15 protein-coding genes and 1 riboswitch are annotated in these 18,610 nt (G+C 36.8%); of the genes, 13 read left to right on the top strand and 2 right to left on the bottom strand.

Annotation, left to right across the window (positions count from 1 at the left end):
* Window positions 1–294 precede the first annotated feature (294 nt).
* The 5 genes from M1D60_RS21730 to M1D60_RS21710 all read left to right on the top strand — a co-directional run bounded on the left by M1D60_RS21730 (window position 295) and on the right by M1D60_RS21710 (window position 5,492).
* Entirely contained in the window at window positions 295–1,416 is a 1,122-nt protein-coding gene (locus M1D60_RS21730) for an ABC transporter ATP-binding protein (RefSeq protein WP_456276893.1), read from the top strand.
* A complete protein-coding gene (locus M1D60_RS21725) occupies window positions 1,413–2,363 on the top strand; it encodes a carbohydrate ABC transporter permease (RefSeq protein ID WP_456276892.1) in 951 nt (316 codons plus the stop codon). The genes M1D60_RS21730 and M1D60_RS21725 overlap by 4 nt, the downstream gene beginning before the upstream one ends.
* Window positions 2,364–2,365: 2 nt before the next feature.
* Window positions 2,366–3,175: a carbohydrate ABC transporter permease gene (locus M1D60_RS21720; RefSeq protein WP_456279515.1), complete on the top strand. Its 810-nt coding sequence runs from the start codon at window positions 2,366–2,368 to the stop codon at window positions 3,173–3,175.
* Window positions 3,176–3,224: 49 nt separating this feature from the next.
* A complete protein-coding gene (locus tag M1D60_RS21715; RefSeq protein ID WP_456276891.1) occupies window positions 3,225–4,613 on the top strand; it encodes an ABC transporter substrate-binding protein in 1,389 nt (462 codons plus the stop codon).
* Between the two features lie 108 nt (window positions 4,614–4,721).
* Window positions 4,722–5,492, top strand: coding sequence for a glycerophosphodiester phosphodiesterase (locus tag M1D60_RS21710; RefSeq protein ID WP_456276890.1), 771 nt, complete (start codon window positions 4,722–4,724; stop codon window positions 5,490–5,492).
* Window positions 5,493–5,550: 58 nt separating this feature from the next.
* On the opposite strand, the gene M1D60_RS21705 is transcribed toward M1D60_RS21710, so the two are convergent.
* A complete protein-coding gene (locus M1D60_RS21705) occupies window positions 5,551–6,807 on the bottom strand; it encodes an Nramp family divalent metal transporter (protein WP_456276889.1) in 1,257 nt (418 codons plus the stop codon).
* 293 nt (window positions 6,808–7,100) lie between these two features.
* Window positions 7,101–7,188, top strand: a riboswitch (cyclic di-GMP riboswitch).
* 164 nt (window positions 7,189–7,352) lie between these two features.
* Between M1D60_RS21705 and M1D60_RS21700 the strand changes: the two genes are divergently transcribed.
* Both M1D60_RS21700 and M1D60_RS21695 read left to right on the top strand, forming a co-directional pair.
* Entirely contained in the window at window positions 7,353–9,329 is a 1,977-nt protein-coding gene (locus tag M1D60_RS21700; protein WP_456276888.1) for a methyl-accepting chemotaxis protein, read from the top strand.
* Window positions 9,330–9,775: 446 nt separating this feature from the next.
* Window positions 9,776–10,393: a redoxin domain-containing protein gene (locus M1D60_RS21695; protein ID WP_456276887.1), complete on the top strand. Its 618-nt coding sequence runs from the start codon at window positions 9,776–9,778 to the stop codon at window positions 10,391–10,393.
* Between the two features lie 152 nt (window positions 10,394–10,545).
* Here M1D60_RS21695 and M1D60_RS21690 read toward each other — a convergent pair whose 3' ends face one another.
* Window positions 10,546–11,514, bottom strand: a complete 969-nt coding sequence (locus tag M1D60_RS21690; protein WP_456276886.1) for a sugar phosphate isomerase/epimerase family protein — start codon at window positions 11,512–11,514, stop codon at window positions 10,546–10,548.
* A gap of 204 nt (window positions 11,515–11,718) precedes the next feature.
* On the opposite strand from M1D60_RS21690, the gene M1D60_RS21685 reads away from it, so the two are divergent.
* The 6 genes from M1D60_RS21685 to M1D60_RS21660 all read left to right on the top strand — a co-directional run bounded on the left by M1D60_RS21685 (window position 11,719) and on the right by M1D60_RS21660 (window position 18,164).
* The gene (locus M1D60_RS21685; RefSeq protein ID WP_456276885.1) at window positions 11,719–12,708 is read left to right on the top strand and encodes a LacI family DNA-binding transcriptional regulator; all 990 of its coding nucleotides are present in this window, start codon (window positions 11,719–11,721) and stop codon (window positions 12,706–12,708) included.
* 126 nt (window positions 12,709–12,834) lie between these two features.
* The gene (locus M1D60_RS21680) at window positions 12,835–13,797 is read left to right on the top strand and encodes a substrate-binding domain-containing protein (protein WP_456276884.1); all 963 of its coding nucleotides are present in this window, start codon (window positions 12,835–12,837) and stop codon (window positions 13,795–13,797) included.
* 78 nt (window positions 13,798–13,875) lie between these two features.
* On the top strand, window positions 13,876–15,378 hold the full coding sequence (locus M1D60_RS21675) for a sugar ABC transporter ATP-binding protein (protein WP_456276883.1): 1,503 nt from the start codon (window positions 13,876–13,878) through the stop codon (window positions 15,376–15,378).
* A gap of 3 nt (window positions 15,379–15,381) precedes the next feature.
* Window positions 15,382–16,353, top strand: coding sequence for an ABC transporter permease (locus M1D60_RS21670; RefSeq protein WP_456276882.1), 972 nt, complete (start codon window positions 15,382–15,384; stop codon window positions 16,351–16,353).
* Between the two features lie 13 nt (window positions 16,354–16,366).
* A complete protein-coding gene (locus M1D60_RS21665) occupies window positions 16,367–17,401 on the top strand; it encodes a Gfo/Idh/MocA family protein (protein ID WP_456276881.1) in 1,035 nt (344 codons plus the stop codon).
* A 112-nt stretch (window positions 17,402–17,513) separates the two neighbouring features.
* Entirely contained in the window at window positions 17,514–18,164 is a 651-nt protein-coding gene (locus tag M1D60_RS21660; protein ID WP_456279514.1) for a transcriptional regulator, read from the top strand.
* The last annotated feature ends 446 nt before the right edge of the window (window positions 18,165–18,610 follow it).

Raw genomic sequence — 18,610 nt, 5'->3', positions numbered from 1 at the left:
TAAAAAATGAAAGCCCCTAATTTGAGGGGCTTTTTCTATTTTTTGAAATAGAAGATTCTAGTATTGTCCAGCAACTAGGTAGTTTCCATATTAGATGTGAGTACATCTCTGTCTCCTAAACTTATAAAAAGTAATCTTCCATATGTAAACTATGTAAACGCTTGTTTAATATTTTATATCTTTTTGGGACATATTTTAGGAGAATGTAAAGGATTGTCAAGAATATGAAAATTTGCTTTTTTATGGAAAAGTTTATGGTTAAATAGGTTTGTGAAACAGTAAGGAGGTAAGTTTATGAGTCAGGTAGAGTTGGTTAACATCTCAAAATCTTATGATAAACAAAAGGATGTATTAGATGGTATCAACGTATCCATCGAAGAAGGTGAGTTTTTTGTTCTTGTTGGTCCTTCAGGATCTGGGAAAAGTACGCTGCTTCGAATGATTGCAGGGCTTGAAGATATTTCTGGAGGTATTTTAAAAATAAATGAACAAACGGTGAATCACCTAGCACCTAAGGATCGGGATTTATCCATGGTGTTTCAAAATTATGCTTTGTATCCTCATTTAACAGTTGAGCAAAATATTCTGTTTGGATTAAAAGCAAGGAAAGTTAGTAAACAAGAACAACAAAGAAGACTAATAGAAGCTTCGGAAATGTTAGGACTTACTGAACTTTTGAAGCGTAAACCAAGAGAATTATCAGGTGGCCAACGCCAACGGGTAGCACTTGGTCGGTCAGTGGTGAGTCATGCTCCTCTATGCTTAATGGATGAACCATTATCTAACCTGGATGCAAAGCTTCGGGCTAATATGAGGGTGCAAATTCGGAGGCTACAAAAACGTTTAGGCTTAACGATGGTATATGTAACCCATGACCAAGTTGAAGCGATGACTATGGGTGATCGAATTATGGTGTTAAATGATGGGAAGATTCAACAGGTAGGTAAACCCATTACCCTGTATAATGAACCGGCAAATCTATTTGTAGCTTCTTTTATCGGTTCTCCCAAAATGAACACAGGTAAAGCAGTGTTTTCTGAAGATGGGACAACATTAATTATAGAAAACCAAATTCACATACCAGTTGATCCTGTGATGGCAAGAAGCATACCAAGAAATATGAATCTAGTGGTGGGGATTCGTGCAGAGCATTTATTTGCAGGCCAGGCAAAAGAAGAGCAGGCTCAGTATGTAGAAGCTGTCAATGTTGAGCAACTGGGGAATGAGACCTCTATTGCCTTTGACGTTGGTTCTGAACTATGGACAGCCAAATGGCCTGGACAATGGACCATCCAATATGGTCAAAAAGTACCTGTAAAAATAATGCCTGAATACTTATTATTCTTCGATGGAGATACGGGGAATTTGCTCAAATCAGCTGAACTTGGAAAAAGACAAGAGGTTGTTGCGATATGAGTATGAGTAATCCAAGTCTAGTAATCGAATCTGAAGAAACATTTGCTGTTCAATTCGAGCAAGCTAAAAAGCAAAAGCGAATCACTAGTTTATTCAAAGGTCTATTATTCTTACTACCTTCGATTATTTTATTCGGTGCTTTTGTGTTCTATCCAATGTTTAGGACCATTTACTTGAGCTTCTTTCTGACTGATGCAAAAGGGGCGACAACCGTTTTTGTAGGTTTAGAAAACTATTTATATATTTTTACCGATCCTATTTTTCTAAAAAGTATAAAGAACACCTTCCTATTTGTACTTTATACGGTACCAGCAACGATTATCATCAGCATATTTTTAGCAGTGATTGCCAATGAAAAATTAAAGGGAGTTGGCTTTTTCCGAACGATCTTCTCTTCCACAATGGGAGTATCAGTTGCGGCAGCTTCTGTCTTTTGGCTGTATTTGTTTAATCCAACGATGGGGTTATTAAATCAAATTGTGGAAGCCTTTGGATTTGAATCAATTGGCTGGTTAACGGATCCAAAGTGGGCAATGTTCGCCATTGCCATTACGACCATTTGGATGAATATAGGGTTTACTTTTTTAATTCTATTAGGTGGGCTACAGTCTATTGATAGTTCACTTTATGAGAGTGCTGATATTGAAGGGTCTGGTTATTTCTATCAACTTAGAAGAATTACCATTCCGATGCTTTCTCCAACATTATTTTTTGTCATTACGGTATCGATTATCAATGCATTCCAAACGTTTGGTCAAATTGATATTTTAACTCAAGGTGGACCAGCAAATGAAACTAATTTAATTGTGTATTCGATTTATCGAGAGGCTTTTGTGAATTACCAGTTTGGATCGGCCAGTGCCCAGGCAATAGTGTTATTCATTTTAATCTTATTGATGACAGCACTTCAATTTAAGCTTGGTGAAAGGAAGGTTCATTATCAATGATGATGCCAATTGGAAGGAAGATTACCTTTTATGTATTGCTGATTGTTTCAGCCTTACTTTTAGCTGGTCCTGCTCTCATGGCCATTATGATGAGCTTTATGACCAACCAGGATATTTTAACGGCTAGTATGCCTACCACGCTATCTTTAGATAATTATGTGGCAGCGTTTGAGCGTTTTCCGTTAATTAACTTCTTAATTAATAGTTTAGTAGTTTCAATAGCAATTACGCTGGGGCAACTATTGTTATCAAGTCTAGCAGCCTATGCTTTCGTATTTCTGGAATTCAAAGGTAGAGACTTGCTATTCTACTTATTCATTGCAACCATGATGGTTCCATTTGAGGTATCTGTTATACCAAGCTTTCACCTCATTCGAGATTTAGGTTGGATTGATCAATATGCTGGTTTGTCAGTACCTTTTTTCGCAACAACATTTGGAACCTTCTTGTTACGTCAAAATTTTAAGCAGATTCCAAAAGAATTAAGAGAAGCAAGTCAAATTGCCGGTATCGGTGATTTTAAATTTTTCCTAACAGTCGTATTACCTGTTTCAAAAGCTAGTTTAGTAACGTTAGGGATTTATGGATTTTTAACATCGTGGAACATGTACTTATGGCCACTTCTAGCTACCACAAATGATACAGTTCGAACGGTCCAAATTGGACTAAGGCAATTGCAGTCACAAGAACAATTAAACGACTGGGGTGTCATTATGGCAGGTGCTGTCATTGTTATTATCCCTACACTAATTCTACTTTTCTTAGGTCAAAAGAAATTACAAACAGGTTTAACCGAAGGGGCTGTAAAATAACAGCTACTTCGTTAAATTATACAAACTATGAATAAAGGGAGAAGAAAAAATGAAGAAACTCATGACGATTCTTGCATTAGGTATGGCATTACTTTTAGCTGCATGTTCTGGTGGAGGGGAAACGACTTCTGGTGAGGAAACTCAAACAGCATCAGAAAGTACAGAGAATACAAGCTCTGAAAACACAGCATCAGAAGAAAGTGACGAAAAGCAAGTCGTAACATTCTGGCATTCTATGGGTGGAGCAGGTCAAGAAGCCCTAGATGCAATTGTCGCAGACTATAATAAATCTCAGGATAAGATTCAAGTAAATGCTGAATTCCAAGGTACATATGATGAATCATTAACAAAGTTTAATGCGGTTGCTGGAACTGACAGTGCACCTACAATGATTCAAACGTTTGAAATTGGTACAATGTCCATGATCAATAGTGGAAACATTATTCCAATTCAAGAATTTGTTGATGCAGATGGATATGATATGAGTGGATTAGAAGAAAACATCATTAATTACTATTCATTAGATGATAAGTTCTATTCAATGCCATTTAACTCTTCTACACCGGTAATGTACTATAACAAGGATGCGTTTAAAGCAGCAGGTCTAGACCCTGAAGCAGCACCAGCAACTTATGAAGGTGTAGAAGAAGCAAGTAAAGCAATTGTGAAATCTAACCCAGAAATGAAAGGTTTTGCTCTTCAAGCTTATGGTTGGTTATGGGAGCAATTATTAGCAAACCAAGGCGCATTATTATTAAATAACGAAAATGGTCGTGGCGATACACCAACTGAAATTGGTTGGACAGAAGAAGAAGGAAAATCCATTTTTGAATGGGTAAAACGTATGACGGATGATGGTACTTTTGCTAACTACGGTACAAATGGTGATAACATGGTTGCTGGATTTTTAGCTGGAGATGTATCAATGTTTATCCAATCATCTGCAAGTGCTAGAAATGTTATTGACAATGCTCCATTTGAAGTAGGGATTGCATTCCTTCCACACCCTGAAGAGAAGGAACGTGAAGGAGTAGTAATCGGAGGAGCAAGTCTATGGATGATCGATGGAAAGCCTGAAGCTGAAACAAAGGCTGCTTGGGAATTTATGAAGTACCTTCAAACTGCTGAAGTACAAGCAAAATGGCATGTTGGAACAGGATATTTTGCTATTAACCCAGCTGCTTATGATGAACAATTGGTGAAAGATGCTTGGGCTGAAAAACCACAATTACAAGTAACAGTAGAACAATTACAAGCAACAAAATCATCTGCTGCAACACAAGGTGCTTTAATGGATATGCTACCTCAAGGTCGTAAAGTGATGGAAACTGCACTTGAGTCTGTATATAATGGTGGGGATGTTGATGAAGCTTATCAAACTGCAGTAGATCAGTTTAATAGAGCAATTGAACAAGCTAACAGAGCGAGAGGGAAGTAATGTACTACCACAAGAGAAAAGTATGGGATAACCATGCTTTTCTTTTTTACATGATTGACGTAGAGTAAGGAATAGATACTGGTAAACTATAAGAAGGAAGGGATCTGTATGACAAAAATCTATGGTCACCGCGGAGCAAAAGGCACCTATCCAGAAAACACGTTACTAAGCTTTTCTAAAGCAATTGAACAAGGTGTTGATGGTCTTGAGATAGATGTTCATCTGACAAAAGACGGTGAAGTGGTAGTCATTCATGATGAAACACTTGAACGTACTACAAACGGTACAGGGTGGATTAAGGATCTTTCTTTAGCAGAAATTAAGCAGGTTAGTGCAGGAAGCCCATTTACTTATTTGACTGAATACGACAAAGAGTGGGACACAGAGCGGGTTCCAACACTAAAGGAAGTTCTGGAATTATTAGCTGCCGACCCCATAGAATTGAATATTGAGTTAAAGACCTATGCGGTTCCTTATGAAGGAATTGAGGAGAAGGTTCATGAAATAGTCAAGAAATACGGAAATGGTCGCAAGGTTGTGTATTCATCCTTCCATTTGCCTTCACTCCTACGAATGAAAAAAATAGACCCAGATTCAAACATTGCTTGGCTTTTAAATGATGCAATCTCTCTACCCCATGATTATATACAAACTTTACAATTGGAAGCATTACATATAAACAAACAGCTTATTATGACAAGACCTGAATTAGCACAACAAATAAGGTTACTAAGTGATCAGCTTCGGATTTGGACAGTCAACGAGCCTGAAGAAATTCAGCGGTTACTTGATCTACAAGTCAATGCGATCATTACAGACTATCCAGAAAGAGCAATTGCTTTACTTAGAAGAAAAGAATCAATAAATCTTGGTGTGTAACACTAAAGGGGACAGTTCATTGCTTCATTTGGAAGTAAGAGAACCGTCCCCTTAAGGTTTATAGGAACATATTTTTTAATTCATTAATGGTCAAAACGATGAATAACAAAATACTAACGCTTAGTCCAATATTCGATATTGACTGATGACGATCAATCGTACCAACATATTCTTTTTTATTTAATAGATAGATTAAAGTAATGGCGAGAAAAGGCATAAAGATTGATCCTAATGCCCCATAGGCAATAATTAATCCAACTGGTTTCCCAATAAAATGTAATAACATAGGAGGGAAAGTCAACCATAGTACATAGAAACGATATGCCTTTGTTTTACTTAAATCTTCCCTACTAATATCTTGGTGACGAATGGTTCGGATGAAGTCAGCAAATAAATAAGGAACACCATTCCAAACTCCGAGGACAGAGGTTAGAGATGCAGACCAGAATCCAATAAGGAATAAATAGCGAACAGCTGGATTGAGCTCGTTTCCTAGTATTGAAGCAAACTCTACTAATCCCTTTTCTCCACTTATATCAACATTTGTACCATACAATAGCCCTGCCCCTAATATAAGCAGTGAGATGGTAAATAATCCGGTAACGATATACGCAACCGCGGAGTCATAGCGAACGGCACGGATAAACGATGGACCTGTCCATTTGTTTTCTTGTAACCAATAGCCGTAAGAAGCCATTGTTAAAGAGCCGCCAACACCCCCGATTAATCCGAGTGCATATAATAAAGACCCTTCTGGAAGTGTCGGTACAGCAGTCCCCCAAATATCATTTAGTTGTGGAATGACTAGTAATGCAGACCCAACAACTGTAATAAACATAAGTCCGACCAACACATTCATTACTTTTTCAAACGTTTTATATTTCCCCCACCAGACCAAGATAAATCCAATTAATCCATGGATTATAGCCCATTGAGTTAGCGAAAGTTGAGGGAATAATGCAGCCATTGCTAGAGCACAGGAAGCTGTACCGGCAGCCCCATAAACAAAGCCCCAAATAATAGAGTATACACCAAAGTAGCCTGTTGCCCATTTACCCATTATGTGCCAGCCTTCTAATATCGTTTTCCCACTTGTTAAGTGCCAGCGGCCAACCCCTTCATTTAAAGTGAATTTTAGAATAGACCCTATTAGAATTGCCCAAAGAAATACTAATCCATAATTTGTACCAGCTACTAGAGCAGCAACTAGATCACCTGCACCGACTCCGGTAGCGGCAACAATTAACCCGGGCCCTAATATGGAAGACTTTTTTAAATCAAGATTTTGTTCTGCTGGTTTATTTGTTTGCAGCATGTTATTCCCCCTTAAATTTATTTGATAAAGTAAGTAAAAATAATCTATTTATAATCTAAATGGAATCTATAGATCACTTTTAACCATTATTTTCCTTATTTTACTAGGATAATTATTTATTATTTTTTGAGAAAAATCAATATAGTTAGAAAAATATTTATCTAACAAGAAATGCAGAAATTTGAAATGTAGCTATTCTAGTTATGGTTATTACATCATTCATTTAATTTAATATTATCGTAGAAAAACATAAATAAAACTGATACAATTATCCTAGTAAAATAAAACTAGTCTAACGATAATGGCAAACTTATCGAAAGGTAAGGACGCAAAGCCTACAGGCCTAATGCAATCATTTGCAAAGGTGGCTGGGTTACCGAAAAAAGCTGGATTAATGCCCGCCTTTTTTAGGTGGTTTTTTAATGCGCTGATAAAGGAGTTTGATAGAGAATATCACTAAGTTCTTTACTTGCTTAGAAGCTAATGGTGAAAAAATATTTATAGGGTGTTACCTAAGGATGAAATAACAACATGGAGTGTGACTTATGAAATTGGTTGTCAAAAATACATTAGTTATCAGCTTATTAATTACAATTTCTTTGATTTGCCTGTCCGCTATTGGTTATATGAAAGCAAAGGACTTCTTATATGAAAGGTTTGAAGATCAAGCCTTTAGTCAACTCCAGTCAGTAACAGCAAATATTGATATTTGGATTAAAGGGAAACAAGATATCATGCAATACATTGCTGAAGCAGATGAATTAAAGGTTCAAGATGTTAAAAAAGCGGATGATTTAGGAATTAGAATAGCAGAGAGAATGGAAAACCCTGATGCTTTTGGATTTATGGACCATGAAGGGTTCCTTTACTTAGGTGGAGCTAAAATACCAGTTAGTGAATTTGAACATTTTCAGGGTGGTATGAATGAAGTAACCAAAACATATGATCCAGTTCCTTCTGCAACACCAAGCTTAAATGGAGCACCAATCGTTTTATCTTCATCACCCATTTATGGATATAATGGTGAGGTTGTAGGAGTAGCTTCAGGAGGAAATCAGATTGATAGTTTAATTAACATTATCTCTAACATAAAACTGGGAGACAGTGGGTATGTGACTGTCTTTACAAACGATGGAACCATTGTTGCCGGACAATCTAAAGAGGATATTCTTTCTAAGAAGATCTCGGATTATCAAAATAGTGATTTGGATGGAGTTGTTACTAATAGTATAAATGGTGAGACCGGTGTAATTGAAACAAACTTTAATGGAGAGAATAATTTAATTTTTTATAGTAAAGCAGCAGAAATGGATTGGGGAATTATGATTTCAGTTCCTACAAACGAGGCATATGCGGATGCGAACTCCTTATTACAATACTTTGTAATAATAACCGTGATATTTATTATTATAAGTGCCGTCATAAGTTATATTGTCAACAAAAGATTAATAAAACCTATTCAAGAGGTTAACGGAAAAATTAAAGAGCTAGTAAATAATGAAGGGGATTTAACACAAAGATTAACAATTAATAGAAAAGATGAGGTTGGAGAATTAGCGAGTAACTTTAATTCTCTGCTCGATAGCTTGCAGGATTTGATTGGTGGGATCCTTCAAAAAGGGGAAGTAGTTGCCGATAATACGACATTCTTAACCAACCATGCAGAAGAAATGGTTCAGCTATCAGGGGTTGTTACAAATAATGTTCAAACCGCAGCCGAAATTTCCAAGACACAAGAAGGTGGAAACCATAAGAATTTAGACTCAATCACGGACATTACCAAAAGTGTCGAGGAGATTAAAGATCATTCCTTACTAGTGTCTGAGAAAACTAAAAATGTATTTACAGAGGCAGAAAGAGCAAATGATAAAATCAGTTCATTATTGAATCAAATGTCAGATATACAAGATTCTTTAAAAAATTCAACTGATACGGTGAAAATATTAGGTAATCGCTCCTCAGAGATCGGAAATATCGTTCACCTCATTACAAATATTACGGAACAAACAAACTTATTATCCTTGAATGCTGCGATTGAGGCAGCTAGAGCAGGTGAGCACGGAAAAGGCTTTGCTGTTGTTGCTAATGAAGTTCAAAAATTAGCAGAGCAATCCGCTCATTCAGCTAAACAAATATCAAAACTTGTGAATGTGATTCAAGCAGAGACTAAAGACGCAGTAGTGCAGATTGAATCTGGTACCAATCAATTTGGCGGGGGTATGGAGAACTTAAAAGATGTAAATGAAAGTTTAAAGACTGTCTACCATTTGTCGCAAGAATCATCATTTGAAGTAGAGAAAATATTTGGAGAAATCGACCACTTACTTTCTAAGGTAGAAGAAGTAGAAAAAGTAATTAAAGAAAATTCCTTGAAGTTTAAAGAATCTACTAAGTATATTAGTGAAGTTGCTTCTTCATCAGAAGAACAGTTACATTCAATCCATGATATCACCACTTTAATAGAAGAAACTGCTCAATTCGTTGAAGAATTAAAAGGTTTGCTTAAACGTTTTAAGGTTTAGAGGATTAAGGGCGGTCCTTGGTTCAATATAAGAGCATAGATTTCCTCTCTTCTTAATTTCTAGAAGAGGGTTTTTTTGTATTAAAAATCAATACAAGAATTACATGACGATGGTACGAACAGGAAATGAATGATTAAATGTAGATTATTTAGCCATTGCTCTTATTCAGTTTATATATTTTCATGATGTGTAGAGGCAAAGTGACATTGTGGACTATACAAAGTTGCTGGATGGGTATTGGTAAATATATTGTTGTTTCTTCAATTGGTGACCTAATATTAACCTTATCTTCTAACCACAGTATTTGGATGTGAACACAACAAGAACAAATTAGGGATATCTTTTCACTCCAGGTCATAACAACCTACATGAAAAATACACCGAATTAGGCTCAATAGGACAAAAACCTAAACATATACTACCTCTTAGATAGAGTGAGGTGAAGAATGATGAATAATAAACATCACGTAGGTTTAGAGGATAATGAGCACTCATTTTGCGCACAGACAACCGATGTTGCTCCTCTGTTTGTCGCTGAAGCATTTGATAATGTAGAAAAGAAGATTAAGCAGGTTAGTCTAGAAAGCTACCGAGGGCAATGGGTAATCTTATTTTTTTATCCCAGTGATTTTACCTTTGTTTGACCAACAGAATTGGCAGCGGTCGCTGCTACTTATGATCAGTTAAAAGCGTTGAATACAGAAGTACTTGCCATTAGTACAGATAGTGTTTTTTCCCATAAAGTTTTTACAGAAGAGTCTCCTTTAGTTAAGAACGTGACATACCCACTATTAAGTGACCGAACCCATAAAATAAGTAAAGCGTACCGAGTATTAAATGAAAAGACAGGAGCCAGTTACAGGGCTACTATTATAGTGAATCCTGAGGGAGTCATCGAGTCAAAGTGCGTTTACCCTTTAGAAGTCGGTCGTAATATTTACGAAATGGTTAGGTTGATCCAAGGTATTCAGTATGAAAGAGAAACAGATGAAGTGGTCCCGGCAAATTGGGTACCTGGCCAAAGAGGTTTTATGAGGGATTCTCGTTATATTGGTAGGGTATAGGTGGGGGAGGAGAAGACCGATCAACCACAAAACAAAGAGTTTCCTGTTATAAGAATAAAAAAGGATAGCACAATTGCCTTGCGATCTTGTCTATCCTTTTTTATTGATTAATGTATCAAGTTAAACTCAAAGAGTGGAAATAAAATATCCCCTTATGTCCACCACATCTTACCGACAGACTCTTTAACCATAACAGGCTTTAAAGTTTCAACTGCCTTTGTGAATCCTTCATCAATTGACATTAATCCATCTTCATGTTCAATACTAACTACATAATCGTAACCATAAAGTCTAAGTGTACTAATCATATCAGCCCAAACTTTTTGCTCATGTCCAAATCCAACTGATCTAAAATACCAAGAGCGATCGCGCATTTCGGAATAGTCGGTCATGTCTGTAAGACCATTTCTATTCATGTTAGGCTGATCAATAATCGTATCCTTAGCATGGAAATGGTGTATGGCATCCTCGCGACCTAGTATTTTTATAGCTTCAATAGGATCGATACCTTGCCACCAAAGATGGCTTGGATCAAGATTTGCTCCGATTGCTGGACCACATGCTTCTCTTAGTCTTAGCATAGTAGCGGGGGTATGTACGGAAAAGCCACCATGTAACTCTAATCCAATCTTTACATGATGGGCAACAGCGAAATCATTCTTTTCTTTCCAATACGGAATCAGTTTTTCCTCCCATTGCCACTTTAAAACCTCCTGGAAATCATGAGGCCACGGTGTTACCGGCCAGTTTGGGTATAGTGCATTTTCATGATCACCTGGACATCCGGAAAAGGTATTAACAACTGGAACACCTAGCATGGAAGCAAGTTTAATTGTTTTTGTTAAAACTTCATCAGCTGGTTCGGCAATCTTCTTTTGAGGATGAAGTGGATTACCGTGACAGCTTAAAGCGCTTACAGTTAGTCCGTGATTCTGGATTTTTTGTGAAAAATCTCTTCGTGTATTTTCATCGTTCAATAATTCGTCCAGTTTACAGTGAGCATCACCAGGATAACCACCAGTTCCTAATTCAATTGCTTCTATACCTTTTGAAGAAACATATTCTAACATGTCATCAAAGTTTTTATCGGAGAATAATACTGTAAAAACACCTAATTTCAATAAAAGCCCCTCCTTTATTAGTTATCTGAATATATAAAAATGTAATCCGTTACATTTACTAACATATAAAAAATTCCTTGATAAATCAACTATTTAATTTGATTATATTTTTTGTATTGACAGAATATACTAGAAATATTAACATGATGTTGTAAACGATTACAGAGTATCGTTCATTTGAAACACAGAAAGTGGGACTAAAATATGACTAACATCCAGCATGTTGCCAAACAAGCAGGAGTTTCTGTAGCAACAGTCTCTAGAGTCTTAAATGGTCAAAATACCGTTTCTGCTAGAACAAGAATTAAAGTAGAAGATGCAATCAAAAAATTAAATTATGAGCCCAATATGCTAGGAAGAAACTTAAGAACTTCCGAAAGTCGGATCTTGTTAATTTTAATCCCAACCATTACTAATCCTTTTTATCAGGAGATTATTAAAGGGATAGAAAACATCGCGATTAGTCAGAATTACAATATCCTTCTATGTGAAACAGATTCTAATCCTGAAAGAGAGAATATCTATTTTGATCTTGTTAGAAAGAAAATGGCGGATGGAATTATCTCAATGGATCCAGCGGTTAATGTAGAGACCTTAAAGAAACTAGCTGAAAAGCATGCAATCATCCAGTGCAGTGAATATGCTGAAGAGAGTGATATTCCTTATATTACAATAGATAATGAGGAGGCATCTTATCAGGCAGTTAAACATTTATTAAAGCTTGGTCATGAAAAGATTGCCTTAATTAATTCAGATGAGAAGTATTTATATGCAAGGCAAAGGAAGTTAGGCTACCAAAAAGCTCTTGAAGAATTTGGTGTTGATGTTAAGGATGAGTATATCATTCATACCCAACAACTTGGTTTTGAGTATGGTCAACAAGCGATGAAAAAGATTTTAAACTTGCAAGATCGTCCAACCGCAGTCTTTGCAGTATCAGATTTATTAGCGATTGGGGCGTTGAAGGAAGTAAATGCAAAAGGATTAAAGGCTCCAGAAGATGTAGCTGTTGTAGGCTTTGATAATATTGACTTTTCTAATATGACAAACCCTACATTAACAACGATAGCGCAGCCTATGTATCAAATGGGAACCATTGCAGCCAAAATGTTAATTGATCGAATCAAGGATGAGAAAGTTGAAAGTGTCATTTTAAATCATGAATTAGTGGTGCGTGAGTCAACGATAGGGTAAATGCAACTAAGATCAGCGCTCTGTTATTAATCATTAGTAGTTAATAATAGAGCGCTGACCTTAGATGTAAAATGTAATCGATTACATAGGAGGTCATCATTAAAACATGATACTAAAGGGGGAATTATGTTGAAGAAGTTTCTAGTCTTATGTTTATCATTAGTGACTGTATTTGGTTTGGTAGCTTGTAGTAGCGAAGGAAGTAGTGGAAGTGAGGATGATCAGCTAACAATTGGTATTTCTTTACCTTCTGCCACTCATGGTTGGATGGGAGCCCTAATTGATTCTGCAGAAAAGCAAGCAAAGGCACTTGAAGAAAGTGAAGGCATTAACTATGTCATGACAAATGCAGCTGATCCGAATAAGCAGGCGAATGATGTGGATGACCTTATCGCTCAAGGTGTTGACGTAATTGTCATGCTTCCAATTGAATCAGCAGCCCTTACTCCAGTAGGACAGAAAATTAAGGATGCTGGAATTCCGTTAGTAATTGTTGACCGTGAGCTTGAAAATGATGCAGCAACTGTTGTTGTAAAAGGTGACAACGAAGGTATTGGTGTAAATGCAGGTAAATACTTTGTGGAAAAGCTAGGTGGAAGTGGTAAGGTTGTTGAAATTACAGGACCACCAAGTTCAGTTACAGAACAACGTGGAGCAGGTTTTAAAGAAGCAATGGATAGTGAATCTGGTATTGAGATTGTCGCTTCTCAAAGTGGAGATTTCTCAACTGAAAAATCATTAGAAGTTATGCAAAATATCCTACAAGCACACCCTCATATTGATGCTGTCTTTACTCAAGACGATGGTATGGCTTTAGGTGTATTACAAGCTATTAAAGAAGCAGGTCGTACAGACATTAAGTTTGTAACAGGTGCTGGTGGAGGTAAAGGAGTATTCGAAAACATCAAAGAAGATGGCTTAATCACAGCTACATTCCTTTATTCACCAACTATGGTTGAAGATGCAGTGAAAATTGCTGCTGATATTGCAAAGGGTAATGACCCTGCAGAAACAATGGTAGTAAAGGAAGCTACTCAGGTTACAAAAGAAAATGTTGATGAGTATTACGATCCAGAGTCCAAATTCTAAATAAGTTGTAAGGGGATACAATAGTTCATCATGCAATTATTGTATTTCCTCTTTTCCTATATAGGGGGGATTAATCAAATGTCTACAAGTCCTTTCATGCTAATGAGTCAAATTGAAAAATCATTTAATGGGGTATCTGTATTAAAAAAAGTTACTCTACAGGTTCAAGAAGGAGAAATCCATGCACTATTAGGTGAGAATGGTGCAGGAAAGTCGACCTTAATGAATATTCTAGGTGGTGTTCATCAACCAGATGGTGGTTCTATTCAAATCCATGGTAATGAAGTAAAGATGATGAATCCAAGAATATCACAGCAAAATGGAATCAGCTTTATCCATCAGGAGCTTAATGTTGTAGCAGATTTAAGAGTCTATGAAAATATGTTTTTAGGCTCAGAGCTTCGTAATAAGATAGGCTTTTTAAAAGTCGATGAAATGTGTAAAAGAACTTCCGAGATTCTAGCAAAGCTTGGTGTAGACATTGACCCAAAGGAATATGTTCGCAATCTAGATACATCGTATAAACAGTTAATTGAAATTGCAAAATCCTTACTTCAAGAATCTAAATTAATTATTATGGATGAACCGACGGCATCGCTAGCCGAACATGAAGTAAATCGTTTATTTGAATTAATGAGAAACCTAAAAAAATCAGGTGTTTCAATTATATATATTTCCCATAAATTAAAGGAAATTAAAGAGATTTGTGACCGGTACACGGTATTGCGTGATGGAGAACTTGTTGGAACAGGGGATATACAAAATGAAGACCTTGATTCTATAACAAAACTAATGGTAGGTAAGTCTATTTCCGAAGAAAGACTAGTAGATAAGGAATCATTTGGTCCAGTCTTACTAGAAGTAAATGACTTATCCAGTGAAGGTATATTTAAAAACATCCATTTTTCTGTTAGAAAAGGCGAAATCTTAGGTTTTACTGGTTTAGCTGGAGACGGGAGAACGGAGCTCTTTGAAAGTTTATTTGGCTATCGAAAAAAATACACTGGGGAAATTAAGATTAATAACCAGTTGGTGAAAATAGATCACCCACAAAAAGCAATCAAAGCAGGAGTGGGGCTTGTACCAAAGGATCGAAAAGAAAATGCAATTATTAAAGACTTGAGTGTTATTCATAATATGAGCATATCCTCAATAGGCAATTTTGAAAAAAGCGGTTTTATCCATGGTAAGGTAGAAAAGGATCGATTCCAATATTATAAGGATAAATTGAATATAAAAGTTCACAATCCTTCTATTACCATTGATAAGCTCAGTGGAGGAAATCAGCAGAAAGTTATTATTGCGAAATGGCTTGAAGTCGACACAGATCTCATCATTTTTGATAATCCAACACAAGGAATTGATGTGGGAGCAAAACAAGAAATCTATCAACATATTATCTCGTTAGCAAAACAAGGAAAAGCAATTATTATCCTATCATCAGAAGCACCAGAAGTTTTAAAAGTTTGTCACAATATTAATGTCATGTACCAAGGTGAGATTACTGCCCGGTTTAAAGGTGCGGAAGTAACTGAGGATGAAATTATGAGTTATGCTACTGGTTCAAAAAGGGGGGCCTAACAAATGGCTAATATGGATTTAAGTAAGGTAAACGTTAATACATCAAAAAATAGTCGCCTCTCTTGGCTTTGGTCAGAGTATAGCGTCATAATCGCATTCGTTGTTATTTTCATTTTAGCTTCTGTTCTAAATCCTAGATTTCTTGATCTCAATAACCAGCTTAATATTTTAATGCAGGTATCTATTATTGGAATCATTGCTTTAGGAATGACGGTTGTCATGCTTTCAGGTGGTATTGATTTATCAGTGGGTTCTGTACTGGTATTAGTAGGAGTTATTTCGGTATTAGCTCTTAATGCATCGGGGAGTATTTTTGTTGCAATTTTAACAGCATTAGCTGTAGGTACTTCTGCCGGTTTTTTAAATGGTCTAATGGTAGCAAAGGGAAGAATTGCCTCATTTATAGCCACCTTGGGGATGATGGCAGGTGCTCGCTCAATCGCCTTATACATAGCAGAGGGTGGAAGTATTTCTGGGGAGGTCACTGGATTTACAGCTATCGCTAATAGTGACCTATGGATTATTGATTTTCCAATTATTATCTTTCTTATTATGACTGCACTTGTTTATGTTTTAATGCATAAAACCCGTTTCGGCCGTTATGTTTATGCTTTAGGAAGTAATGAAAAGGCAGCTCTCCTTTCGGCTATTCGTGTAGATCGAATTAAAATTGCGGTCTATAGTTTGGCTGGCTTACTAGTCAGTGTAGCTGCCATTATTGAAACTTCACGATTAAATTCAATTTCTTCTTCTAGCTCAGGTGTTCAATATGAGTTAGATGCAATTGCTGCGGTTATTATTGGTGGAACAAGAATGACAGGTGGACGTGGGAAAATTATTGGAACATTCTTTGGGATCCTTATTTTAGGTATTTTAAATAATATGATGAACTTAATGAACGTGTCTCCACACCTTCAAGGTTTTGTAAAAGGACTAATTATTATCATTGCTGTCGTATTCCAAAAGAGAGAATAGGGGGAGATTTAACGTGGGATTAAAAGTAGGTATTATCGGCTGTGGATCTATTTCTAAATTTAGACATGCGCCGGAATATAAAGAAAATCCGTATGTAGATGAAATTGTCTTTTTTGACCGGAATATAGAACGATCACGAGCTTTAGCGGAGATGTTTGGTGGAAGTGTCGCTGAAACGATAGAAGAATTGTTACAGAATCCAAGTATAGATGCGATTAGTGATTGTTCATCAAACGAATCTCATCACTATTTTTCAACAAAAGCGTTAGAACATGGAAAGCATGTCTTATGTGAGAAGCCAATCTCGCTAACAGTTGAGCATGCTGAGGAGATTATTGAAGCGCAAAAAAAATCTGGGAAGCAGCTGATGGTTGGACATAACCAACGTTTTACGAGAGCGCATCAAAAGGCGAAAGAGCTTTTACAGAGCCAAGAACTTGGTAAAATCTTAACTTTTCAAACCACTTTCGGTCATTCTGGACCAGAAAGCTGGGGTGTTAATAAAACAAACTCTACATGGTTCTTCAAAAAAGAACGCTCTGGTCTTGGAGTTGCAGGTGATTTAGGAATTCATAAAATAGACCTACTCCACTTTCTTTTAGATGATGAAATTACTCAGGTTAGCGCTTTTCACGGAGCATTGGATAAGGTTGGTGAAAATGGAGAACCAATTGAGGTCTCCGATAATATTGTTGCAAGTCTTAGGACGAGTAATGGTTATTTAGGAACAGCAGCATTTTCATGGACGTATTATGGTGAGGAGGATAACAGCACAATCATTTATTGTGAGAAAGGCATTCTGAAAATCTACCATAGTAAGGACTATCAACTAGAAGTGATGATGAAAAATGGTGAAGTGACTAATTACCAGCTCGAAAGTATCCAAACCAATGATAACCAAACCAATAGTGGTATTATTGATGAGTTTATTGAGTGTGTGAGAAATAATACGACTCCACCCGTTACTGGCGAAGAGGCCTTAGCTTCGTTGAAGGTGATACTCGGAATTGAACAATCCGCTGAAACAGGAAAAGTAATTAGTATATAGAAGAGATAAGGTCAGTTTTTAATTCCAGTATGGATGAGGGAACTGATCTTTTTGCTGGTTTTCCTCACTCATAAGTCGCTATAATAAATGAAATGAAAGGAGAGTGAATTCACTGTTAAAATTTGAAGTGATTTATGATGAATGGATCCAAGAAAACATTAAAAGGGAGGAGAATCCTCGGAGAGTTGAACTACTTGAAAAAGGGCTGGGCCATGGTACGGTTGAATTTTTGAGACATGTATGGTTTCCGGCAGTTGGTAACTTTAACGATTTATATCCCGAATGGGAAATTCATGATTTTAACAATAATTATCGCTACTTAGATTTGGCTTATATGCCGAAAGATGCAAAAGGTTGTATTGAAATTCAAGGTTTTGGTCCACATGCACGAGATTTGGACGTTAGACGATTTAAAGACTTGTGCTGGCGTCATTCGTTACTTGCACTCGAAGGATGGACAATACTGCCCATCGCCTATTTGTCTATTAAGGAAGAACCGAAGAAATGCCAGCAGCTAGTACTGGCTCTAATCGGAAAATTCACCTCTCAACAAACTCCACCGCAATTATCTTGGCTAGAGGCTGAGATCATCAGATACGCCCGCCGCTCCTTACACCCAATAACCCCAAAGGAAATATCACAACACCTAAACATTTCAACAAGACATGTAAGAAGGATTTTACCTCATCTACTCGCCAAGGATTTGCTAATCATTGCAAGTGGAACAGAGCGTGCACGTTCGTATAAACTTAAAATGAGATAGGATAGGGATTTTGGGGAATCATGCCTAGTGTTGCTTAGTGAGTTTGGGGACATCTGGTCCTCTATTTTCAAGAATTTATAGGTATAAGGGGAAGAAGCGGACATCCAGTCCTCTATTCGGTGCAAAATAGATGAAAAGTGAAGGAAAATGGTCAAATAAAGGACAGAGGGTCCGTAAGAGAGTCAAAAGTTACTAGTTTAGGAGAAATAGAGGACAGAGGGTCCCTTGTGATCCATTTGGCATATGAAGAAGTGCGGGAAGAGGACATCTGGTCCTCTATTTTCAAGAATTAATAGGTTTAAGGGGAAGAAGCGGACAACCAGTCCTCTATTTGAAGGAAAACCGATGAAAAGTGAAGGGAAATGGTCAAATAAAGTTGCAGAGGGTCCGCAAGAGAGTCAAAATCAACTAGTTTAGGAGAAATAGAGGACAGAGGGTCCCTTGTG

The organism is Bacillus sp. AK128 (assembly GCF_053903075.1).
The sequence above is the reverse complement of the archived record's forward strand: the minus strand, read 5'-3'. Positions and strand labels throughout refer to the sequence as shown.